This window comes from Vreelandella jeotgali Hwa, assembly GCF_000334215.1.
GTDB lineage: Bacteria > Pseudomonadota > Gammaproteobacteria > Pseudomonadales > Halomonadaceae > Vreelandella > Vreelandella jeotgali.
On record NZ_AMQY01000007.1, the window covers coordinates 1 to 22,769 of the forward strand.

Here is a 22,769-nt window from a genome sequence, read left to right on the forward strand (position 1 = left end):
TTGAATTCAGGTATTATATCACTTATCGTGAGCTGTACCAACATGACTGTGATCAACTCTTGAATTTATCAGAATAAAGACCCAAGTCCTCCTAGGTGTATGGTCCCGGGAAGTAGTGGGCAGGATTTTCATGAAATCTCTTGGATTCATCCTGCCAAGGCTCAAGAATGAAGCCAATAGGCGTTTTGCCCTTCAGAGCTCGTAATGGACAAGCGCTGTTATAGGCCCAAAGATAGTCAGCCAGGTGTGCGCTCAGCTCTTCCAGCTTTGCGTAATGAAAGCTTCGAATCGTTGCTTCCTTGACCGTGCGATTCATTCGCTCGACTTGCCCGTTGGTCCAGGGGTGAAACGGCCGTGTCAGACGATGTTCAATGCCATATCGATGGCATATCACATCGAACCTGTGGGGCTTGTAGGCTTCTGTTCCAGGGCGTTTGGCGAACTGTGCGCCATTATCCGTCAACACGGTATGAACCCGGTACGGCAGTTGCAGCACGGTATCTTCGAGGAATTTGGCTGCCTGCTCACGCTGTGCCTTACGATAAAGCCGGGCATGAACAAACTTTGACGTGCGATCAACGGCTACGAACAGGTATGCCTTGCCTTCTCCGGTGCGTACTTCGCGGATGTCTATATGCAGGTAACCGATCGGGTAGCGCTTGAAGGATGACGCTTTCGGTTTTCCTCCCGAGAACGCGGTAGCTGGCTGATGCCGTGGCGTTGATACAGCCGATGCAGGCTTGAGCGCCTCAGGTGAGGCATAAAGCGCTGTAACGCAAAGAGGCAGTCATCAAGAGGAAGCAGAGTGGTTCGCCGAAAGGCAACAGCAGCTGCCTCCTCGATGCCTGATAGCGACGTGGATGCTGGCTCTTTGGGGCCCATGCACTCATCCTCGGCAAACGCACGGCGCCGCCATTTGCGGACTGTTTTCGGGTTGAGGCTGTAGCGCCGACTCAGTTCCGCGATCGAAGCTGACGATCGCTGTATGTCTTCTCGGATGGCGTGCGTGGTCTTGGCGCGTTGATGAAGTACTTGAGCCATGGATCCTCCTCGGACAATGGTTCGTACCATGGGCCATTATACCCCGGGACTAAACATCTAGAATATCCGGGGCGATTCAGTACTACCTTAACGGGGTGTCCACTTTTGGTGGGCAAGATCAGTTTCATGCGACGGGACCCCATTGGGCAAGCTGAGGTATTGGCGCAGCCAAGGGAGCTTCTCCTGGGCCCACAGTTCGATCTCTTCAAACGTATCGGCGCCGGCAAGCACGCCGCAGGCGGCGATGGTAAGCAGGTCTGGCAAGGGGTGCTGCACTTTACTGGAATAACGCGGATCGGTAACGCTGATAAAGATGTCCAAGATCGGCATGGCAGTTTGGGGCATCGCATCCTCCGGCCAAATGCCCCGGCTATACCGAATGACTCGTTATGATTCAATTGCGAACGAATCTCGACGTGCGATTGCCTTGAATAGAAAGCAAGAGTCGACAGGCGCCCGCTGCGCCGCGCTTATATGCTCTCCCTTCGCGCTCCGCGTTTCAGGAAGAGGTTTTACGCGCTAGTGAATAAAAAACGCTGCACGCCGGGTGTTGCCTACCGGTGCGCAGCGTTTTTGTGCCCGCAGGATCGGGCTAGCGGTGTTACAGGTTCTTGAGCAGCTTTTGCAGTCGCGTCATCTCGGCAGAGTCACCGACCAGGCGCACCTTGTTCTGCCTCATGCCGTCAAAAAATGCCCTGGAGGTGGGCTTTTTCAGCACCGCCAGCGCGGCGTCGGCGTCGGCAAAACGCAGTTCGAGATCCAGATCGGTGGGGAGCCCCGCCTGTGTCTGAATACCGTCCGTCGACAGGCGGTAATAACGGGCAATGGACAGGTCTTCGGTAGCAATGCCGAAATCCATGCGGCGCTTTTCCAACTGCTCGGCAAAACGCGGCTTGCGGCGCAGCGCGCGCTTGAGCAGTACGCCCAGACACCAGAGCGCAAACCTGAGCTTCATCAGGAAACCGCGTCCTTGAGCGCCTTGCCCGGTTTGAACGCGACGTTCCGGCTCGCCGGGATTTGTAGCGGCTCGCCGGTTTGCGGGTTCTTGCCGGTGCGCGCGGCGCGCTCACGAACGGTAAAGGTGCCAAAACCGATCAGCGCCACGTCGTCGCCTTGGGCAACGCTGTGGGTGATTTCATCGAGCATGACGTTGAGCACCTGGCCGGCCTTGTCCTTGGACAGGTCGGCGCTTTCAGCAATGGCCGCAGCCAGTTCGGGTTTGCGCATAAAATGTCTCCCTTGTAATGGATCAGGCGCTTTTTTGGTGGTTATAACCGAAACGCAGTGAGAGGCGTGCCGCTACCGTTGGCGCGGCGCCCCTGCGCCTGCAGGCGTCAGCCTAGCAGCGCCGGCGCCGCCCTGGAAAGCTCCACTTTCCGTCTCACCGATCGGCCTGTCAATGCAAATCCAATCAAACGACCGTTTTTATCTTCCGCCAGGGCGCTAATGTTGTTGCCGTCGGCATCAATCTGCCAGCGGTGGGGCGGCTCAAGGGGCGGGTAGGCCACCACCGGTAGCAGCGGGGTCTTGACGATCACCGGCCAGGCGCCGAAATGTACCGGCGTCGGCGTACCGCAGAGGGTTTTGGCCAGGGCTCTGGCGCTGGCTTGCAGCGGCTGGACGTACATGGCGCTAATGCCGTCAACGCAGGCCGCGTCACCCAGCGCGTATACCCCTGGATGCGAGGTCGCCAGCAGCCGATCTACCGCGATGCCGTCTTCGGTAACGGCCAACCCGCCGGCTTCTGCCAGTGCGGTGCGCGGTTTCAGGCCGGTGGCCAACAGGACGACGTCGGCCTGGCATCTGTTTCCGTCGTCCAGCGTCAGGGTCAGAGTGTCCTCGGCATCAAGGTCGATACGCTCGGGAGTGCGGCCCAGGTGCAGCGCCATGCCGGCGTGGCTGAATGCCTCGGCCAGCGCCTGGCCCGGCGGTGCGGGCAGCAGCCGGGGTAGCGGCGTGGTTTCCGGGGCGACCAGCGTCACCTCATGGCCGCCGGCGTGGAGGTCATTGGCAAACTCGCAGCCGACCAGCCCGGCACCCACCACGGCAACCCGCGCCGGGGTGTCGCCCAGGGCGGCGTGAAAGCGGCGGTAGTCATCCAGATCGTTGACACTGAAACAGCGCGGGGCCGCCTCGGCAGGCAGTGACAGCGGTAGCTGCGGCTCGGCGCCGGTGGCCAGCACCAGCGTGGTGAACGTCAGCGTCCGGCAGTGTTGCGCGGCGGCCGTGGCGGTATGGTCGGTACGGGCTGGCGCCAGCGTCAGCTGACCGAAATCGGGCTCGATCGTGGTGACTCGGTTGTACGGCCGGAAGGTGGCATCCAGTTCGCGTTCAAGCTCGGTAGTGTCTCGCTGCGCGATGTCGTCCGGCGCCAGGCGCTTGCCAAAGCCGGTGGACAGCAGCGGCTTGCTGTAGGCATCGCCGCTGTCCTGGCTGATCAGCACCAGCGAGCGCGTATCGCCTTCGCGGCGCAGTGCGCGGGCCAGGCCGATGGCGGCCATGCCGGTGCCGATAATCACCAGCTCGGCGTGTTGAACAGACATTGGATCACCCTGGAGAAAACGCGGAGTCAAACGGCAGTGGCACGATACGACGCCTGCCGGCGTATGGATAGGCTCATGTTACACTAGCGGACTCATCTTCAGGGCAGGGACAACAACGTGGTGCAGGATCAACGTGGTGCAGGATAAGATCCAGCGACATGGCATAGCGCCCGGTTTGCCCGCGCGCTGGCGTCCGGCCGCAGCGGCGCGCCCCCTGATGTCGCCGGGCTGGTGGCGCTGGGTGGCGTCGACGGACTCTCTCACTGCACGCCTGAAGGCTGCCGGGGCGCCCCGGCAGTTCAGCGTACGCCTGCAACGCCAGGGCGTCGGCTATCCGTTTGCCGACGAGGCCCGGGCGCTGGGACTTCATCCCGGCCGTTATGTCTGGCAGCGCGAGGTAGCGCTGTGCCTTGACGGCACGCCCTGGGTGGCCGCGCGTTCGGTGGCGCCGCTGGCAGCGCTTCGAGGCCAGCGCCTGCAGCGGCTGGGTGAAACGTCACTGGGTAGCTGGCTGTTCCGCCAGCCCGGGCTGACGCGCCGCCCGCTGGAAGTCACCCTGGCGCCGCCGCGGTTTGTCGCGGAGACGAGCCGCTGGGGGCGGCGCTCCGTCTTTTGTCATGGCCGCTTGTCGCTGCTGGTGCAGGAGTATTTTCTGCCGGCGATGGCGGTAGAGCTCGGCCTGCCATAGCGCCGGGCCCGGCGTGGTTTTATTGATTGTGAGGTAGGCATGGAACGTTCTTTATTGCGGCCCGCAGGGTGGGTCCGGGTTGCAGATTTTCTTCACCTCACCCGGCTGGACCGGCCCATCGGCACCTGGCTGTTGATGTGGCCGACGCTCTGGGCACTGTGGCTGGCCGCCGAGGGCGTGCCCGGGCGCAACGTGGTGCTGATCTTCGTTGCCGGCGTCTACGCCATGCGCGCCGCCGGGTGTGTGATCAACGACTACGCCGACCGCCACGTCGACGGCCACGTCAAACGCACGCAACAGCGCCCGCTGGCCACCGGCCGCATCAGTGAGAAGGAGGCCAGGGGCGTCTTTGTCGGGCTGGTGGCGGTGTCATTTCTGCTGGTGCTTATGACCAACCTGTTTACCGTTCTGCTGTCGCTGGGCGGCGTGGTACTGGCGTTTATCTATCCGTTCATGAAGCGTTTTACCCACCTTCCCCAGCTGTTTCTGGGCGCGGCATTTTCCTGGGCGATTCCCATGGCCTACGGTGCGGTGCTGGGGCAGGTGCCGCTGGAAGCCTGGCTGCTGTTTGGCGCCAACGTGGCCTGGACGATTGCCTACGATACCCAGTACGCCATGGTCGACCGCGACGACGATCTCAAGATCGGCGTGAAGTCCACCGCCGTGCTGTTCGGTCGCGCCGACAAGCTGATGATCGGACTCTTCCAGCTGGCGGCGCTGGGCTTTCTCGGCTGGGCCGGCTGGCGCCTGGCGCCTGGCGGCTTTTTCTGGCTGGGGCTCGCCGGCATGGCGGCGACCTTTGTGTACCAGCAATGGCTGATTGCCGGTCGTGTCCGCGAGCGCTGCTTCCAGGGATTTCTGAACAACTTCTGGTCGGGGCTGCTGGTCTTCGCCGGCATCGTGCTCGGCCTCTGGCCGGCGGCCGTGTAACCCCCGGCGCCGGGTTTACGGCGGCAGCGTCGCTGCGTCCGGGGCGTAACCGTGGCGATAGTGGGCATCCCAGAGCAGGACCGCACCGGCAATGGCGCCGGGGATCAGGAAGAGATTGGCCAGCGGCAGCCAGGTAATCAGCGTGACAACGCCGCCGTAGCTCAAGCTGTGCCACCAGCGGCGCTTGAGCCGGCGGCGCATATCGGCAAAGCTGACCTTGTTGTTGTCCATGGGGTAGTCAAGATAGGCAATCGCCATCATCCAGGCGGAAAACAGCGCCCATAAAAACGGTGCCAGTACGTTGATACCGGGAATCCAGCTGAGGATAAACAGCACAATGGCCCGGGGCAGGATGTAGCCCAGCTTGACCAGCTCGCGGCCCAGCGCATCCACGGCGGTTTTGGCCAGGCCGCGATCGTCCAGCGGCTCGCGGCCGGTTGCGACGATTTCAACCCTGGCGGCGAGAAAACCGTACAGCGGTGCGGCGATAAGCTGGGTTACCAGGGTAAAGGTAAAAAACACCACCAGCAGCAGGCAGACCACAAACAGCGGCCAGATCAGCCAGGAGAGCCAGTCAAGCCAACCCGGTACCAGGCTCATCCAGTAGTCGAGCCAGCCACCGAAGCGGTTGATCACCAGGCTGACCAGCGCGATATACACGGTCAGGTTGACGGCAATGGGCGCAAATACATAGCGCCGCAGGCCGGGCCGATAAACCCAGCGTGTGCCCTGGGCGATGGCATCAACGGCGTTCAGCATGGGGTGTCCTCACAAAGTGGCGTAACAGCAATGCCCGGTGCCAGGCGCCAGGCGCGGCGTATTGTAGTCGCAACGCCATCACAAACGTAGCGATAAACGTGATAAAAAGCGCGTTACCTGGCGCGCCGTGGGGCACACGACATTATGCGAGACGGCCGATACGCAACAACAGCCGCTACACAACAATAAGCAACACAGAACACACAACAACAGTCGAACAAAGCGACAGATAACGAGACAGCACCATGACCTTTTGCGAAAATGATCACCCCTCGCCCGACGCTGACGGCGCCGATGCCATTCCCGCCCCCAGCGGCCAGCTGACGCTAAAGCTGCCGGCGGACCGTCAGGAAGCCAACTTTTACGGCGACATTCCCGGCGGTTGGCTGATCAGCCGGATGGATCAGGCAGCCGAGCTGGCCGCCGGCCGTGAAGCCGGCGGACGGACCGCCACGGTCGCCATCGAAGCCATGGACTTTCTCAGCCCGGTGCGCGCCGGTTCGGTGGTGAGTCTGTTTACACGAGTGCAGGACATCGGCCACAGCTCGATCAAGATCGACGTCGAGGTATGGGTCTGCGCGCCCCACGAGCAAGCCGGGTCGCGCCATAAAGTCACCGAAGCGCGCTTTGTGCGAGTCGCGCTGGATGACAACGGGCGTATACGCGCAGTGCAGCAACGCGATTAGCGTTGCTGCACTGCGGTGGCGTCAGTCTTTCTCAGAAGGTCTGGGTCAGAAGATCCTTGTCGGAAGTCTGTGTTGAAAGATCTCTGTTGGAAGGTCTCAGTCAGCCACGCGAATGGCGTTATCCCTGCGTGACCTTGTCGCGGGCTTTCAGGTAGGCAAACTCGCCGGTATCGGTGACCGGACGTACGGTCTGCTGGAAGGCACGATAGGAATCGTGGATTTTCTTCGAGGCGGGGTCGCTTTCAACCTGCTCCTGAATCACCTCTTGGGAGGCCTTGGCCAGCGCCTGGGTGACGTCTTCGGGGAAGCTGCGCAGCTTGATGCCGTGCTCGTTGACCAGAGCCTCGAGCGCCTGGGCGTTGCGGAAGGTAAATTCGCTGATCATCGACAGGTTGGCAGCGTGCGCGGCTTCGGTGACGACGTCCTTGAGGTCGTCCGGTAGCTTGTTCCAGGCGTCCAGGTTGACGGTGCCTTCGAGCACCGCGCTGGGCTCGTTCCAGGCCGAGGTGTAGTAGTAGTCGGCGACTTCGTGCAGGCCAAAAGCCAGGTCGTTATACGGGCTGACCCAGTCGGCGGCGTCCAGCGCGCCGGTCTGCATGGACGTGAAAATCTCGCTGCCGGGCATGTTGACCGTGGTCACGCCGATGCGGTTCATGGCTTCGCCGGCCAGCCCGGGCAGGCGCAGCTTGAGGCCCTGAAGGTCCTCCAGCGAGTTGATTTCCTTCTTGAACCAGCCGGCGGGCTGGGTCGTCGTATTGCCCACGGCAAACGGCTTGAGGTTGTACTCGGCGTACAGCTCGTCCCAGAGTTTCTGGCCGCCACCGTAGTAGAGCCAGGCGTTGGTTTCCTGGGTGGTCATGCCATAGGGCACGGCGGTGAAAAACTGCGCGGCCGGCACCTTGCCGCGCCAGTAATACGATGCTGAGTGACCCATCTGCGCCGTCCCTGAAGAAACAGCGTCAAATACCTCAAGGGCGGGCACCAGCTCGCCGGCGCCGTGCACGCGGATGCGCATGCGTCCGTGGGACAGCGCCTCGACGCGGCGAGCGAATTCGTTGGCGCCGGTGCCCAGCGCGGGGAAGTTCTTCGGCCAGGACGTGACCATGTCCCAGGTAATGGTCTCGTCGGCGCTGGCCGTGGCGATAAAGGGCGCAGCGGCGGTACCCGCGGCGCCAAGGCCGGCGGTGGTCAGGGTCTGCTTGAGAAAATGACGGCGTTGCATGATGAAGCTCCGATTATTGTTGGTTCGTCGTGCTTGTGATCAGCCTTAAAGCCGAATGGGCCGGCGATGCGGCCAACGTGGGTCACAGCGGAATCAGTTTAGCAAAACCCAGCACCAGCCACTTGGCGCCTTCGTGCTCGAAACTGACCTGGACCCGGGCGCGGGCGCCTTCCCCCTCGGCGTTGAGAATGACGCCCTCGCCGAATACCGGATGCTCGACCGCCTGACCGATATGCAGGCTGGGCAGGTCGTCGCCGCCCTCTACGCCTTGCTGAGACAGGCCACCGGAAGCGCTGCCGCGGGCAGTGACCGGGCGTGAGACCTGCCCGCGCAGGCGCACTTCTTCCAGAAGCTCCTGGGGCAGCTCGCGCAGAAACCGCGACGGCCGGGGAAAAATCTCCTTGCCGTGCAGGCGGCGGGTTTCGGCGTGGGTCAGGTAAAGCTTGTGCATTGCCCGGGTAACGCCGACGTAGGCCAGCCGGCGTTCTTCTTCCAGCCGGCCGGATTCCTCCAGCGACATCTTGTGCGGGAAGAGGCCTTCCTCGACGCCGGTAATAAACACCAGCGGAAACTCCAGCCCCTTGGCCGAGTGCAGGGTCATCAGCTGGACGCTGTCTTCAAATTCCTCGGCCTCGTGCTCGCCGGCGTTGAGCGCGGCCTCGGACAGAAACGCTTCCAGCGCCACCAGACCTTCGCCGGCCTCGGGCGCGTCAAAGACATCGCCCTGGGTAAAGGCGCGCGCGGCGTTAACCAGCTCTTCGAGGTTTTCCACCCGACCTTGGCCTTTCTCGCCGGGCTCGGAGCGGTGGTGCTCGAGCAGCCCGGTACGGGCATTGATATGCTCGATAATCTCGTGCAGCGACAGTCCGGCGGCATCGTTATCCAGCTGTTCGATCAGGTCGGCAAAGGCCCGCACGGCATTGGCCGCCCGGCCTTTCAGGCTGCCGTCGCTGGCGCTGTCGTGGAGCGCCTGCCATAGCGGAACACCCTGATCCCGGGCGCGAAAGCGCAGCGTTTCCACGGTGCGCGTGCCGATGCCCCGGGTGGGTATGTTGATCACCCGTTCCAGCGAGGCATCGTCGTCGCGGTTGAGCAGCAGGCGCAGATACGCCAGCGCATTCTTGATTTCCAGACGTTCGTAAAAACGCTGGCCGCCGTAAATACGGTAGGGCACGCCCTGGCGGATCAGGGTTTCTTCCAGCAGCCGCGACTGGGCGTTGGAGCGATAGAGGATCGCCACGTCCTGGCGCCTGAGCTCGGAGGCGGTGCGCCCCTTGATGGTATCGACGATAAAGCGTGCTTCTTCGAGGTCGTTGAACCCGGCGTACACCGAGATCGGCTCGCCCTCGGCGCCGTCGGTCCACAGATGCTTGCCCATGCGCTCGCTGTTGTGGCGGATCAGCGCGTTGGCCGCGTCGAGGATCGCGCTGGTGGAGCGGTAGTTCTGCTCCAGGCGCACGGTATGCACCTGATTAAACTCGGTCTCGAAGCGGCGGATGTTTTCCACCCTGGCTCCGCGCCAGCCGTAGATCGACTGGTCGTCGTCGCCCACCACCGTGGTGGGCGTTTGCTGCCCGGTGATCAGCTTGAGCCAGGCGTACTGCAGGGTGTTGGTGTCCTGAAACTCATCCACCAGCACGTGGCCGAAACGCTCCTGATAGTGAGCCAGCAGTGCCGGGTTGTCGCGCAGCAGCTCAAGGCTTCGCAGCAAAAGCTCGCCGAAGTCGACCAGCCCGCCGCGTTCGCAGGTCAGCTGGTAAAAGTGGTAAAGCTCGACCATCTGGTTGAGGTAGGCGTCGCCGTCGGTATTCACCTGCGCCGGGCGCAGGCCTTCTTCCTTGCAGCCGCCGATAAAGCCCTGCACCTGGCGCGGGGGGAAGCGCTCGGCGTCGATGCTGTAATCCTTGAGCAGGCGCTTGACCAGGCGTAGCTGGTCGTCGCTATCGATGATCTGGAAGTGCTGGGGCAGGCGCGCATCCTGCCAGTGGGTGCGCAGCAGCCGGTGGGCGATGGAGTGAAACGTGCCCACCCAGACGTGGCGCATGGAAATGCTCAGCAGCGCCTCGAGCCGCGTGCGCATCTCCCGGGCAGCCTTGTTGGTGAAGGTCACCGCCAGCAGCGCATAGGGCGAAAGCCCTTCCGCTTGCATCAGCCAGGCAATGCGATGCACCAGCACCCGGGTCTTGCCCGATCCTGCCCCCGCCAGCACCAGCAGGTTGCCCTGAGGAGCACTCACCGCCTCACGCTGAGCCGGATTGAGCTGATCGAGAATCGCCGTCACGTCGTCCATAAACACCGCTGCCAAGGGTCGAAAAGTGAGCGGTCAGTCTAGCATAGGGGGTAGCTTTTGCCGGAGCCGTGCTAGCTTGTCAATAGAGTTCCGCCCAAGCAAGATAGGCAGCAGCAAGCCGACTGCCATTGCGACATTGAGTTGCTGAAAGTTATTGGGCCACACTGATCAATGACACAACACTTACGCCTTTTTGAAGTCCTGGCGCGCCATGAAGGCGTTGATACTGAATACAAGGCCGCCAGGGGCGGGCTGCCTAAAAGCCTCTGGGAAACCTACAGTGCTTTCGCTAATACCGCAGGCGGAACGCTCTACCTGGGAGTGAAGGAGGGCAATGAAGGGCCATCCACAGTCGGTCTTTCCGGGGCTGATGTGGATAAGCTGAAGCGTGACTTCTGGATGACGCTCAATAACTCCCAGAAGGTCAGTGCCAGCCTCCTTCAGGAGCGTCATGTCAGTGTTGAGTCTTTTGAGGGCAGCGCTATCCTTATCGTTGAGGTGCCTCGGGCTACGCGCAGCGAGCGGCCGGTCTATACTGGCGTTGATCCTTTCAAGGGGACCTATCGGCGTAACCACGAGGGTGATTTCCGCTGTAATGAGGCTGAAGTGCAGCGGATGTTCGCCGATCGGCTCGAACAGCAGCCGGCCGATAGCCGCATCCTTGAGTACTTTGACTTCGATGACATTGATTCCGCCTCGCTCAAACAGTACCGCAATCGGGTGGCCTCGCGGGTGCCCGACCACCCTTGGCTTATCGAGGATGATCTGGGTTTGCTGGCCAAGCTGGGTGGGTGGCGCAAGGATCGGCGCAGTGGAGATGAGGGCCTTACCCTTTCGGGCTTGCTGATGTTTGGCAAAGTCGAAGCCATTCAGGATGTCGCAGCCTTACCAGGCTTCCAGCTCGACTATCGTGAGCGCTTGGCCGAAGAGGAGAACACTCGCTGGAGCGATCGGCTTACCATCGACGGTACCTGGGAAGCCAATCTCTTTCAGTTTTATCTGCATGTTGCCCAGAAGCTTGCACACGACCCGGCACTCAAGGTGCCTTTCAGCGCCGATCGCCGTGGTGAAAGCGAGGCCCATGAGGCGTTGAAGGAGGCGCTAGTCAATGCCTTGATCCATGCTGAGCACCACGGTCAGGGCGGTATTGTGGTGGATCGCTTCAAGAACCGCTTTGAGTTCTCCAACCCCGGTACGCTATTGCTTTCGCAGGAGCAGCTGATGGAAGGCGGTGTCAGTGAGTGCCGCAACAAGTCATTGCAGCTGATGTTTCAGCTGCTGGGCGTAGGCGATAAGGCGGGTTCCGGCCTCGACAAGATTCGGCGTAGCTGGCATGCACATCTTTGGCAGCCTCCCAGTCTTGGTGAGCGTTTCCGCCCGGATCGGGTCATGCTGTCGCTGCCGCTGATCAGCGTGATGCCCGAAGATGTGATGGAAAGGCTGCAGCAGTATTTTGGCGAGGCCTTTCAGGAGCTCTCTGCTGATGAGGCCCAGACGCTGATCATAGCTGTCCTGGAGCAGCAGGTCACCAATCGCCGCCTGCAGGAGATGCTCACCCTACATCGAGTCGATATAACCCAAATGCTCAGTGGATTGGTAGAGAAAGATATGCTGGTGCCCCACGGCCGTCGCCGGGGGGCCTATTACACGCTCCCCCTGGAGATTCCAGCCGACTTGAAGGTGGAGGCCGGTATACCTCAAAAAGATGCTAGCTCCCCCCACAAGGACACTAGCTCCCCCCACAAGGACACTAGCTCCCCCCACAAGGACACTAGCTCCCCCACAAGGACACTAGCTCTCCCCGCAGTGAGGAGAGTTTCCCGCATAGCGATATCGCTAAAGACATTCAGGCATGGAAAGAGCTACAGCAGATAGCTGCCCCGATTGCAGAAACCAGGCGCGCCCCACCGGAGACGATGCAGATCACGTTACTTCGACTCTGCCGAGGCCGATTTCTTACGCTTGCTCAGCTGTCTGAACTACTCCGACGCTCGCCTAAAAATATAGGTGAGCGCCACATTGCTCCCCTGGTTAAGGCCGGGAAGTTGCAACTTCGCTATCCCAACGTCCCGAATCACAGCCGGCAAGGTTATCGCACGGTAGGGGGTATCACAGAATGACCATGTCCAGGAATATGATCCCCGACACGTTCGTTGGCGTCCCTGGGTGATCCACTCCGCAATGCGCGCCGGCCAGAGCCGCGCGTGAAGCGCTGCTATTGCGGCAGGGACAAAAACCGGCAGTCCTTTACCAGGCTTTCAATCAGTTCGCCCGCCGATATTTCGCGTGCCAGCGGTGCGCCTTGCCCTGCCCAGTGGGCGGAAAACTCAGGGCTGTTGCCGGCCGTGGCGGCGGCGGCCAGGGCTTTTCCCGCGCTGTAGGCAATCGGGTAGTCGGGCAGTGTCGGCGCTTCAGGTCGATCGATGTCGGTGTGCATGCGGTTTATCAGACCTCTGGCGGGGCGGCCCGAGATGACGCTGGTGATTTGCGTATGGTAGCTGCGCTCGCTTTGTAGCGCCCGACGGTAGGCCGCGCCGGCGGCGGATTCGGGGCTGAGAATAAAGGCGGTGCCCAGCTGAGCGCCGGCAGCGCCCAGGTCGAATGCCGCCTCGATGCCCCGGGCATCCATGATGCCGCCGGCCGCAATTACCGGTATGCCGCTGGCGGCGCTGATCAGGCGGGTAAGCGCTAAGCTGCCTATTTGCGGGTCGCCCTTTTCGGGTGCGAAAACACCGCGGTGTCCTCCGGCTTCGGCGCCCTGGGCCACTACGGCATCCACGCCTGCGGTTTCCACCATGCTGGCCTCTTCCGGCGTGGTGGCGCAGCCGAAGGTCACGATACCTGCTGCCTGAAGCGCTTGAATCCATTCCACGGGCGGCAAGCCGAAGTGAAAGCTGACGACAGCGGGTCTTTCTTCCAGGAGCATCTCCAGAGCCTGGTGGTTGTCGTTAAAGCTCGGGTAGGCGGCGCTTAGCCCGGGCGGGACTGACGCCTCGAACTCCTCGAAAAAGGGCTTCAGATAGCCAATCCAGCGGGCCTCTCGAGCCGGATCCCGAGTCGCTTCGCGGTGGCAAAAGACATTGACGTTAAACGGCTTGTGCGTAAGCGATTGGGTCGCGGCGATCATCTCCCGCGCTTGTTCGACCGAGCTTGCGCCGATACCAAGCGACCCCAGCGCCCCGGCGTTGGAGACGGCCGCGGCAAGCGCCGGCGTCGACACGCCGGCCATCGGCGCTTGCACGATGGGATAGCGGATATGGGTGAGACGCGTCAGCGAATTGGCAAAGCTAATGGTATTTCCCCTTGCTTCGTTACCGCGTGGTGTCGTCTTCGGGAAAGCGCAGCGGGTTGAGGCTTTTCTTGACTTCGGTGAGCTGTTCGGCGAGGCGTGGCCCGCGGGTCTTGGCGACGCCCACGGCGAGTACATCGACCAGCACCAGGTGCGCAATCCGCGAGCTCATGGGGGTGTAGATCTCGGTGTCTTCGAAGACATCGACGTACAGCGCCAGGCTGACTTCGGCAGCCAGCGGCGAGTCGGCGGGGCAGAGCCCGATAACGGTGGCGCCGGCTTCGCGTGCCAGCCGTACGCTTGCCACCAGGGCCCGGGTGCGGCCGGTCTGGGAGATGGCGACGACAACATCGCCGGGATTCAGCGTGACCGCCGACATATTCTGCATGTGCGGATCGCTGTAGGCGGAGGTGGATATTTGCAGACGGAAGAACTTGTGCTGGGCATCCACCGCCACGGCGCCTGAGGCGCCAAAGCCGTAAAACTCCACGCGGTTGGCGTTGGCCAGCGCATTGACCGCCTGCCCCAGCGCCTGATTGTCGATGCGGTCGCGCACCGACAGCAGCGTGCCCACGGTTGAGTCAAAAATACTCTGGGAAAACTCGGCAATGGAGTCGCTGTCGTTCATCGAAAACTGGGCAAACTGGCTGCCGGTGGCCAGCATCTGCGCCAGTCGCAGCTTGAAATCCTGAAAGCCGCTACAGCCCAGCGCTCGGCAGAAGCGTACCACCGTGGGTTCGCTGACCTTGGCTTCGGTAGCCAGATCGACAATGCGCATGTGAATGACTTCTTCGGGATTTCTCAGCACAAAGCGGGCAACTTTCTGCTCGGAGCGGCGAAAATGCTCCATGCGGTGTCTCATTTCATCGAACAGGGCGCGGCTCACGGCAGGCTCCTCGGTAGTGGCAGTCGGCTCGATTGGTCGGGTGATCGTGGTTCTCGCCATCTAGGCAACGATTGCGCCGTCAATAACGGGGTCGGCCGTACGCTCTATCGGCCCACGGCCGCAGCGAACGCATCGCCGGAGCGGATTATCGCACGCCCGGCGCGCTTTGCGCAGGTGGATGACTTTCCGGGCATCCCGCGACGTTCTGGCGGTAGCGGCTGCCCGGGCTTCTGTACAGGTTCGCCAACCTGCTGTTTTTCAAACTATCGTTTTTCAGGCTATCGTTTTTAAGGCTATAGTATGAGATAGACAGTATTAGCTGGACAGTATGAGGTGGATACTATGAGTTGGACAGCATGAAGTGAACAGCAAGAAGTCGACAGTATGAGATGAAGTGCCGCGCCGTCAGTCACAGGGGCGTCATGGACGCCACCGGGCGCAGGCATCTGCTTGGTGGAGGAACGTCGATATGCGTAACGTCGAACGCGTCACATCGGTCAAGACTCAGCTGCTGGATATTTTCATGGACATGGAGGTCAGCGAGCACGAAACCCGCCGCCGTGAACTGGCCAGACGCCATCTGCGTGCCCGGCGCGGCATTGAACTGCACCGCGAGTGGCGAACCCTGACAAAAAACATCGCCGAACTGCCCGACCCGCTAGAGCCGCCACAAAACGGCGATTTGCACTGACCCGGCCAGCTGAATCCGGCGTTATTCACAGCCTACTCAGGATATAAAAACGCCCCGCCGGCTGAATGAACCGTCCAACTATTGGGGTCAGTTCATAAGCCGGCGGGGCGTTGTTGTGACGGTTCGCCAAAAACCTAGACTGCGTAGGCCTTGTGGAACACGTCCGGCGTGCGCTCGGCGTCGACGATGCCGCCGCGAATCAGAAAGTCACCGAAGCCTTCGCCGTCGTTACGCTCGGCGGCGTAGCGTTCGAGCATCGGGTCGATCAGCTCTAGAATGGTGGCTTCGTCGATGTTTTCGCGGTAGAGGCGGTTCATGCGTTCGCCGCGCTCGTCGCCGCCGAGGAAGAGGTTGTACTTGCCCAGCGCCTTGCCGGTCAGCGCGATTTCGGCAAGGTATGGCCGCGCACAGCCGTTGGGGCAGCCGGTGACGCGCACGTTGATCGGCGTGTCGGCAAGGCCGTGCTTGTCCATCAGCGCGTCGAGGCTGTCGGTCAGCGACGGCAGGTAGCGCTCGGACTCGGCCATGGCCAGCGCGCAGGTGGGGAAGGCCACGCACGACATGGAGTTACGCGCTAGCGGTGAGATACCGCTGCCGTCTTCCAGCCCGTAGTGGTCCACCAGCGTTTGAATCTCGGCTTTGTGCTCCGGCGCGACGTTGGCGATGATCAGGTTCTGGTTACAGGTAATGCGGAAGTCGCCGGCGTGCACCTTGGCGATTTCGCGCAGCGCGGTGCGCAGCTTGAGCTCGTCGGTGTCGATAACGCGACCGCTGCGAATCGACAGCGTCAGGTGCTGGTTGCCGTTTTCGCCCTCGACCCAGCCGAAGCGGTCGCCGTTGTGGGTGAACACGTAGTCGCGCACCGGCTCCATGGGCGTGCCGTGGTATTCGGCAAAGCGCTCGAGGAACCACTCTACGCCGTGGTCGGCGATGGTGTACTTGAAGCGCGCGTGGGTGCGCTCGGTGCGGCAGCCGTGGTCGCGCTGGATGGCGGCGATGGCTTCGCAGGCGTCGACGATTTGCTCAGCGGGCACGTAGCCGGCGACGTCGGCCAGGCGCGGGTGGGTGGCTTCGTTGCCGTAGGTCATGCCCATGCCGCCGCCCACGCCGACGTTAAAGCCCTTGAGTTCGCCGTCTTCGACAATCGCAATCAGCGCGATGTCGTTGGACAGCACGTCGGCGTCGTTCTCCGGCGGTACCGCCAGCGCAATCTTGAACTTACGCGGCAGGTAGTAGTAGCTGTAGAACGGCTCTTCTTCGGTGCTTTCGTCTTCGCCGCGGGCTTCCACGCGCTCTTCGCCCAGCCAGATCTCGGCGTAGGCTTTGGAGCGCCATTTCAGCCGCTCGCTGATATCGACCGAATAGCGGTGGATATCGGCATGAACCTGCGACTGGTAAGGGTTAACGTTGGCGATGACGTTGCGGTTGACGTCGCCGCAAGCGCCCTTGGTATCCAGCCCCAGCGCGTTGATGGCCTGCATCAGCGGGCGCATCTTGTGCTTGTAAACGCCGTGAAACTGGAACGTTTGGCGCGTGGTCAGCTTCAGGGTGTGGTTGGCGCAGTCGCCGGCGATGTCGTCGATGCCCAGCCACTGCGCAGGCGTCAACACGCCGCCGGGCAGGCGCAGGCGCACCATGAACATGTGCAGCGGCTCCAGGCGCTGGCGGCGGCGTTCGTCGCGCAGGTCGCGGTCGTCCTGGAGGTAGGTGCCGTGGAACTTGGTCAGCTTGTTGTCGCTATCCGCAATCGCGCCGGTGGCCAGATCGTCGAGGCCCTCGGCGATGGTGCCGCGCAGATAGTTGCTTTCGCGCTTGATAATCTCGGCTTCAGGTAAATGGGTACTCATCAGTAAATATCCCGCTGGTAACGTTTCTGGCGGGAGAGCTCCCGCAGGTACTCGGTGGCGTCTTCGAGGTTTTTGCCGCCCTCTTGCATGATCACGTCAAGCAGCGCCTGATGGACGTCCGGCGCCATACGGTCGGCGTCGCCGCAGACGTAAAGGTAGGCGCCGCGATCCAGCCAGCGCCAGACCTCCTCGGCGTTTTCGCGCAGGCGGTCCTGAACGTAGATCTTCTCGCCCTGATCGCGGGAGAAGGCCACGTCGATGCGATCGACCACGCCCTGGCGGCGCCATGCCAGCCACTCGCTCTGATAGAGGAAGTCGGTGTGGAAGTTGCGGTCGCCGAACAGCAGCCAGTTGTTGCCCTCGGCTTCGCGCTCTTCGCGTTCCTGCATAAAGGCGCGGAACGGCGCGATGCCGGTGCCCGGGCCCACCATGATCATGGGGGCGGCGTCGTCTTCGGGCAGGCGGAAGTGCTTGTTGGCCTCGATGTAGACCGGCACCGCGGTGTCGTCGCTGAGACGGTCGGCAAGCCAGGTCGAGGCTACGCCGCCGCGCTCGCGGCCGTCGTTTTCGTAGCGTACGGCGGCGACGGTCAGGTGCACTTCGTCGTCCACGGCGGATTGGCTGGAGGCAATCGAATATAGCCGCGGCGGCAGCTTGCGCAGGGTGTCGATCAGCGTTTGCGCATCGATGCTGTCCACCGGCGAGCCTTCGATCAGGTCGAGCACGTCGCGGCCGTAGAGCCATTCGGTGAGCGCCTTGTTGTCGCTTAAACGCTCGGCCAGTGTCTCATCGCCGGAAAGCGCCGCCCACTTTTCCACCACCGGGCGGGTCAGCAGGGTGATTTCGCGGTGATGCTTGAGCGCCACGGCAAGCGTGGTCTCGATATCGCCGGCGGTAACGGCGGCGTCCGGGTCGAGCTTGAGCGCTTCGATGATCGCGGCGACCAGCGTCGGGTCGTTCTGTGGGTAAAGCCCCAGCGAATCCCCCGGCTGGTAGGCGAGGCCGGCGTCTTCCAGCGACAGTTCGACGTGGCGAGTCTCCTTGCTCGAGCCGCGGCCGTTGAGGCTCTGGTTGTCGAGCACCTCGGCCATGAACGGATAGCGGCGGCTGTAGCTGGCGGTTTCGGCGGCGGGAGCGGTGCCCGCGCCGGTCGCGGTGGGAATCCCCGCGGCGCCGGCTTCGTGCTGCAGCTGTTCGAGCAGGTTGGCGATCCACGCCTCGGCCTCGTCGTCGTAGTCGACGTCGCAGTCGGCGCGTTCCACCAGTGCGGTGCCGCCGAGCCTGGCAAAGGCTTCGTCGAAGTCCTTGCCGGTCTGGCAGTAGTGCTCGTAGCTGGTGTCGCCCAGCGCCAGCACGCCGTACTTGAGGTGCTTGAGCGAGGGCGCCTTGCGGCCGTGGATGAACTCGTGCAGGTCGATGGCGTTATCCGGCGGCTCGCCTTCACCGTGGGTTGAAGTAATCACGGCGACAAACGATTCGCTTTTCAGCTGGCGCGGTTTGAAGTCGGCCATGTCGACCGCCCGGGCGTTAATGCCCAGCGCGTTGGCCTGATCGCCGAGCATTTCGGCCAGCCCTTCACTATTGCCGGTCTGAGAGCCGTAGAGCACGGTCAGCGACGGGCCTTCCTGGCCCGCATCGCCGGCGCCTTGCGCGGCGGTGGCGCTGCCCGTGGTACCGGCGTTGGCTGCCTGATGGCCGGCAATAAAGCCCGCCAGCCAGTCGAGCTGGTTGGGGGCCAGGGTTTCCATCAGGCGGTTGAAGCCGCTGGCCTGTTCGGCTGACAGCGGAGAGTTACTCGGATCGATTTTCATAGCGTGATTTTTATACGACAGGGTCAGCGGGGTTCACTTTTGACGTAACGCTATCACTGCGGGACCGGCGGTTTGTAAAAACATTGATATTGTTTTGTGATATTAACCGGCATATTTTATATATGATATTGTTATATAAGGTCGATAAGACTCCCAGTTTCGAGGAATATGCTTCAAAAACAGTTTATTACCGCCAGAAAAGAACCAACAGCCGTGGCGCCATTTTTATCTATGTGTTTGATAGTTAAATATATGCTGAATGGTTATTAATATTCTGCAGCTTAGTGCTTTATTGTTTTTACGCGCTCATGGCAAGACAGGGCCAGACCGGAACGCCTTCAAACCCGGCGACGTTCCGATCCAGGCACGTTCACAATCAGGCACGTTTACAACAAGGAGAGCCCCATGTCAGCGGAATCACCAGACAGTCGTCATCAGGTCGTTATCATCGGCGGCGGTACGGCGGGTATCACCGTGGCCGCGTCGCTCTTGCGCCGTCGCCCCGGGCTGGATGTGGCTATTGTCGAGCCGGCCGACCGCCACTACTATCAGCCTGCTTTTACCCTGGTCGGTGGCGGCGCCTACGATCTGGCTCGAACCCGCCGGGCGACGCAGTCCGTCGTGCCTCGCAGCGCTACGCTGATCAACAGCGCCGTTCGCACCCTTGATCCCGAGCACAATGCCGTCGAGCTCGACGACGGCCGGCGTCTGGGCTATTCGCAGTTGGTGGTGGCACCGGGCATCAAGCTCGACTGGGGCCGCGTGGCGGGGCTTGAAGCGACGCTGGGCAAAAACGGCGTGTGCAGCAACTACAGCCCCGAGACCGTGGAATACACCTGGCAGTGCCTGCGCGCGTTTACCGGCGGCAACGCCATCTTTACCCAGCCGCCGCCCCCGCTGAAGTGCGCCGGCGCGCCGCAGAAAATTGCCTACCTGGCGGCCGATCACGTCAAACGCCAGGGGCTGGCCGAGAAAACGCAGCTCAAGTTCTACAGCGGCGGCGGGGCGCTGTTCAGCGTGCCGGACTTTGTGCCGCCGCTGGAGCAGGTCGCCCAGCGCCATGGCGTCGAGGTGATGCTGTTGCACGATCTGGTCGCGGTGGACGGCGAGAATAAAGTCGCTACTTTCGAGAGCAAAAACGCCGACGGCGAGACCGCGCGCGTGGAGCAGCCCTTTGACCTGCTCCACGTCACCCCGCACCAGTGCGCGCCGGACTTTGTCGCGCAAAGCCCGCTGGCCAACGCAGGCGGCTGGGTAGAGGTGGATAAAGCCACCACCCAGCACGTGCGCTACCCCAACGTGTTCTCGCTGGGCGACGCCAGCTCTTTGCCTACATCCAAGACCGCTGCGGCGGTGCGCAAGCAGGCGCCGGTAACGGTGCAAAACCTGCTCGCCCAGGCCGATGAAAAAGCTCTCACCGCCGCCTACGACGGCTATACCTCGTGCCCGCTGGTCACCGACTACGGCCGGGTGATGATCGCCGAGTTTGTCTATGACGGCGTGGTAGCGCCGACGCTGCCGCTGAATCCGTTCAGGACATCGCGCTTTTACTGGTGGGTGAAGACGTCATTTCTGCCCGCGTTTTACTGGAAGCACATGCTGGCCGGCCGCGAGCCGGATATCGCCCACCGACCGCGCCGGGCGTCCTGAGCGCAGATGTTGTTTCGCACGATACGAATCAAAAGCTCGCGCGTAAAAAAAGCACCGCGCATGAAAAAGCCCCGACCGCCTGGCAGGCGCGTCGGGGCTTTGGCTTATCGGCTAGCGCTTAAAACAAGCCGACAACGCCGGTAATAAACACCACGACCACGCCAATGGGAGCCACGACGCGGGCAATGACGTTCCAGGCGGTTATGCCGGTGGCAGACAGCCCCAGCTCCTGTTCCACGCTTTGACGATTCAGGCACCAGCCGGCAAAGACGATAGAGCCCAGACCGGTCAGCGGCAGCAGGAACTTCGCCGTCAGCGTGTCGAGGAAGTCAAAGATGTTCAGGCCGAGCAGGCTGATTTCCGACCAGACGTTGAACGACAGCAGCGCCGCTACACCCAGCAGCCATACGCCGCCGCCGCCCAGCAGCGTGACGGTGATGCGGTTCATCGAGGTGCGTTCTTCGAGCATTTCCACCGTGGGTTCCAGCAGTGAAATCGCGGAAGTCAGCGCCGCAAATGTCAGCAGCAGGAAGAACATCAGCCCCAGTACGGTGCCGCCGGCCATGTTGCCGAAGGCTACCGGCAGGGTGACGAAGATCAGCCCCGGCCCTTCACCCGGCGTCAGCCCGTTGGCAAACACGATGGGGAAGATGGCCATGCCCGCGAGCAGGGCAATCACGGTGTCGAGAATGATCACCGTACGCGCGGTACTGATCAGGTTAATATCCTCGCCGAGATAGGAGCCGTAGGCCACCATGATGCCCATGCCCAGCGACAGGGTGAAAAACGCCTGGCCCATGGCGTCCAGCACCACGCCGCCGTCCAGCGCGCTCCAGTCCGGGCTGAACATGAACGCCATGGCTTCGCCGAAGTAGCCGGTGCTGATGCCGTAGCCCGCCAGAATCAGCATCAGGATCACCAGCGCCGGCATCATCGAGCGTACGGCGCCTTCCAGCCCTTTGGTCACGCCGCGTGCCACGATGAAAATCACCAGCGCCATAAAGGCAGTGTGCCAGGCCAGCAGTTCACCCGGGCTGGCCAGCATGCCGTTGAACAGCGCGCCGATGCTGTCCGCATCGCCGCCGTTGAAGGTGCCGGTCACCGTGCCCAGCGTATAGTTGAGCGACCAGCCGCCGATCACGCTGTAAAACGAGAGAATCAGAAAGGCGGCAAGTACCCCGGTGATCCCGATGCCCATCCAGGCACGGGATTTGCCGTTGGCCTGAGCCAGACCGTCCATGGTATCCACGGGGTTTTTCTGCCCCCGCCGACCCATGAGCCATTCAGCGACCAGGATGGGCAACCCGACCAGTGCCACGCAGGCCAGATAGACGAGAACGAAAGCCGCACCGCCGTTTTCGCCGACCATATAGGAAAAGCGCCAGATATTCCCCAGGCCCACGGCCGATCCCGCCGCCGCCAGCACAAAGGTCATGCGTGATGACCACTGCGCATGAGCAAGTTTTGCCATACATCACCTGTGATTGAGTGCGTTATAGTAAAGTTGTTGGATGCGCTACAAGTGCATCGTTTCGGAAGGCCGGGTATACCGGGCACGCAAGGCATTATGCGTTTTCGCTATAGGCCGGCGTTTTATCCGAAAGTGGGGTCAATTTATCTGATCAACGCAGTCTGTGCCAGCCGGGCCACGTTAATAGATGTGTTAAAACATCGTTTTAGCAAAAATCCGCGTAAACCCTCGCCCATTCGTGCGGGGATACAAGCGGGGACTGCGAAGCAGTTCTATTCTGGTGTCTTCTGCCCCTGAACATAGGCTTTAAGCGTCTCGATAGTGGCGCCGCCTGCACTACAGGCGAAATACGACCGCGACCACAGCGCGGCGTTTTTGCTCAAACGCGGGATATGCGTATTCAGGTAACGCACGCGTCGAGACGACGTGGACTTCAAGTTGTTGACCAGTACGCTGATCGACAGCTTCGGCGGATATTCCACGAGCAAATGGACGTGATCTTGCTCGCCATCGAACTCAAGGATGCGGCAGTCGAGCTTTTCACAAGCAGACTCAAACGCCTCCTGAAGCTGGCCGATCATGTAGCCGTCGAACACCTTGCGGCGATACTTCGTTGTGAAGATGAGGTGAACAACCAGCCGCGTGACGCTGTGCCTACCTAGGTCGGTAGTCCTTCTTGGTACACTCACTTGCTTTTCTCCGTTTATACCTTAATTTATAGGCATTGTAGCAGTGAGCACTGACATGCTGAAGGCCATCAAAGTACGTATTTACCCCACCACCGAACAGGCGGATTTACTGAACCGCCAGTTCGGTTCGGTGCGCTTTGTGTACAATACCGGCCTTCGCATCATGTCCCATCGCTATAAGCGTCACGGCCAGTCATTGAATGCCAAACATGACATCAAGAAACTATTGCCCGTGGCGAAAAAGTCTCGAAAGTACGGCTGGTTGAAAAAGGCGGA

20 protein-coding genes and 1 pseudogene are annotated in these 22,769 nt (G+C 61.5%); 7 read left to right on the plus strand and 14 right to left on the minus strand.

Annotation, left to right across the window (positions count from 1 at the left end):
- Positions 1-91: 91 nt before the first annotated feature.
- The 5 genes and pseudogenes from C793_RS14220 to C793_RS0101700 all read right to left on the minus strand — a co-directional run bounded on the left by C793_RS14220 (position 92) and on the right by C793_RS0101700 (position 3,584).
- Positions 92-1,041, minus strand: a pseudogene (locus C793_RS14220) (IS481 family transposase).
- Between the two features lie 87 nt (positions 1,042-1,128).
- Positions 1,129-1,386: an ISAs1 family transposase gene (locus C793_RS0101685; protein WP_017429212.1), complete on the minus strand. Its 258-nt coding sequence runs from the start codon at positions 1,384-1,386 to the stop codon at positions 1,129-1,131.
- A gap of 256 nt (positions 1,387-1,642) precedes the next feature.
- On the minus strand, positions 1,643-1,996 hold the full coding sequence (locus C793_RS0101690; RefSeq protein ID WP_017429213.1) for a hypothetical protein: 354 nt from the start codon (positions 1,994-1,996) through the stop codon (positions 1,643-1,645).
- Positions 1,996-2,268: an HU family DNA-binding protein gene (locus C793_RS0101695; protein WP_017429214.1), complete on the minus strand. Its 273-nt coding sequence runs from the start codon at positions 2,266-2,268 to the stop codon at positions 1,996-1,998. Before C793_RS0101695 ends, C793_RS0101690 begins: the two co-directional genes overlap by 1 nt.
- A 107-nt stretch (positions 2,269-2,375) precedes the next feature.
- Positions 2,376-3,584: an NAD(P)/FAD-dependent oxidoreductase gene (locus C793_RS0101700; protein WP_017429215.1), complete on the minus strand. Its 1,209-nt coding sequence runs from the start codon at positions 3,582-3,584 to the stop codon at positions 2,376-2,378.
- 136 nt (positions 3,585-3,720) lie between these two features.
- On the opposite strand from C793_RS0101700, the gene C793_RS0101705 reads away from it, so the two are divergent.
- Both C793_RS0101705 and ubiA read left to right on the plus strand, forming a co-directional pair.
- Positions 3,721-4,272: a chorismate--pyruvate lyase family protein gene (locus C793_RS0101705; protein WP_017429216.1), complete on the plus strand. Its 552-nt coding sequence runs from the start codon at positions 3,721-3,723 to the stop codon at positions 4,270-4,272.
- A gap of 39 nt (positions 4,273-4,311) precedes the next feature.
- Positions 4,312-5,202 carry a 4-hydroxybenzoate octaprenyltransferase gene (gene ubiA / locus C793_RS0101710; protein ID WP_026106043.1) on the plus strand — a complete coding sequence of 297 codons (891 nt, stop codon included), beginning with the start codon at positions 4,312-4,314 and terminating at the stop codon, positions 5,200-5,202.
- Between the two features lie 15 nt (positions 5,203-5,217).
- Here ubiA and cysZ read toward each other — a convergent pair whose 3' ends face one another.
- Positions 5,218-5,961 (minus strand): sulfate transporter CysZ, encoded by a 744-nt coding sequence (cysZ, locus tag C793_RS0101715; RefSeq protein WP_017429218.1) that lies wholly within the window; start codon positions 5,959-5,961, stop codon positions 5,218-5,220.
- A 245-nt stretch (positions 5,962-6,206) separates the two neighbouring features.
- On the opposite strand from cysZ, the gene C793_RS0101720 reads away from it, so the two are divergent.
- Positions 6,207-6,647, plus strand: coding sequence for an acyl-CoA thioesterase (locus C793_RS0101720; protein WP_017429219.1), 441 nt, complete (start codon positions 6,207-6,209; stop codon positions 6,645-6,647).
- Between the two features lie 118 nt (positions 6,648-6,765).
- Here the strand turns inward: C793_RS0101720 and C793_RS0101725 are convergent, their stop codons facing one another.
- Both C793_RS0101725 and uvrD read right to left on the minus strand, forming a co-directional pair.
- Complete coding sequence (locus tag C793_RS0101725; RefSeq protein WP_017429220.1) at positions 6,766-7,869, minus strand: TRAP transporter substrate-binding protein; 1,104 nt, start codon at positions 7,867-7,869, stop codon at positions 6,766-6,768.
- Between the two features lie 82 nt (positions 7,870-7,951).
- Positions 7,952-10,159 carry a DNA helicase II gene (uvrD, locus tag C793_RS0101730; protein ID WP_017429221.1) on the minus strand — a complete coding sequence of 736 codons (2,208 nt, stop codon included), beginning with the start codon at positions 10,157-10,159 and terminating at the stop codon, positions 7,952-7,954.
- A 171-nt stretch (positions 10,160-10,330) separates the two neighbouring features.
- Between uvrD and C793_RS13340 the strand changes: the two genes are divergently transcribed.
- Positions 10,331-12,034, plus strand: coding sequence for an RNA/DNA-binding domain-containing protein (locus tag C793_RS13340; protein ID WP_017429222.1), 1,704 nt, complete (start codon positions 10,331-10,333; stop codon positions 12,032-12,034).
- A 340-nt stretch (positions 12,035-12,374) separates the two neighbouring features.
- On the opposite strand, the gene C793_RS0101740 is transcribed toward C793_RS13340, so the two are convergent.
- Positions 12,375-13,451 carry an NAD(P)H-dependent flavin oxidoreductase gene (locus C793_RS0101740; RefSeq protein WP_245550180.1) on the minus strand — a complete coding sequence of 359 codons (1,077 nt, stop codon included), beginning with the start codon at positions 13,449-13,451 and terminating at the stop codon, positions 12,375-12,377.
- A 19-nt stretch (positions 13,452-13,470) separates the two neighbouring features.
- Positions 13,471-14,334, minus strand: a complete 864-nt coding sequence (hexR, locus tag C793_RS0101745; protein WP_017429224.1) for a transcriptional regulator HexR — start codon at positions 14,332-14,334, stop codon at positions 13,471-13,473.
- A 469-nt stretch (positions 14,335-14,803) separates the two neighbouring features.
- Here hexR and C793_RS0101750 point away from each other — a divergent pair, with 469 nt between their 5' ends.
- Positions 14,804-15,025, plus strand: a complete 222-nt coding sequence (locus C793_RS0101750) for a PA3496 family putative envelope integrity protein (protein WP_017429225.1) — start codon at positions 14,804-14,806, stop codon at positions 15,023-15,025.
- A gap of 134 nt (positions 15,026-15,159) precedes the next feature.
- Here C793_RS0101750 and cysI read toward each other — a convergent pair whose 3' ends face one another.
- Together cysI and C793_RS0101760 are read right to left on the minus strand one after the other, a co-directional pair.
- Complete coding sequence (cysI, locus tag C793_RS0101755; protein ID WP_017429226.1) at positions 15,160-16,872, minus strand: assimilatory sulfite reductase (NADPH) hemoprotein subunit; 1,713 nt, start codon at positions 16,870-16,872, stop codon at positions 15,160-15,162.
- Positions 16,872-18,683 carry an assimilatory sulfite reductase (NADPH) flavoprotein subunit gene (locus C793_RS0101760; protein ID WP_017429227.1) on the minus strand — a complete coding sequence of 604 codons (1,812 nt, stop codon included), beginning with the start codon at positions 18,681-18,683 and terminating at the stop codon, positions 16,872-16,874. Before C793_RS0101760 ends, cysI begins: the two co-directional genes overlap by 1 nt.
- Positions 18,684-19,088: 405 nt before the next feature.
- Between C793_RS0101760 and C793_RS0101765 the strand changes: the two genes are divergently transcribed.
- Positions 19,089-20,333, plus strand: a complete 1,245-nt coding sequence (locus C793_RS0101765) for an NAD(P)/FAD-dependent oxidoreductase (RefSeq protein WP_017429228.1) — start codon at positions 19,089-19,091, stop codon at positions 20,331-20,333.
- 118 nt (positions 20,334-20,451) lie between these two features.
- On the opposite strand, the gene C793_RS0101770 is transcribed toward C793_RS0101765, so the two are convergent.
- Positions 20,452-21,804: a sodium-dependent transporter gene (locus C793_RS0101770; RefSeq protein ID WP_017429229.1), complete on the minus strand. Its 1,353-nt coding sequence runs from the start codon at positions 21,802-21,804 to the stop codon at positions 20,452-20,454.
- A 272-nt stretch (positions 21,805-22,076) separates the two neighbouring features.
- Positions 22,077-22,493, minus strand: coding sequence for an IS200/IS605 family transposase (gene tnpA / locus C793_RS0101775; RefSeq protein ID WP_017429230.1), 417 nt, complete (start codon positions 22,491-22,493; stop codon positions 22,077-22,079).
- Positions 22,494-22,548: 55 nt separating this feature from the next.
- On the opposite strand from tnpA, the gene C793_RS0101780 reads away from it, so the two are divergent.
- The coding region (locus C793_RS0101780; RefSeq protein WP_017429231.1) for a helix-turn-helix domain-containing protein at positions 22,549-22,769 on the plus strand (221 nt) is incomplete at its 3' end.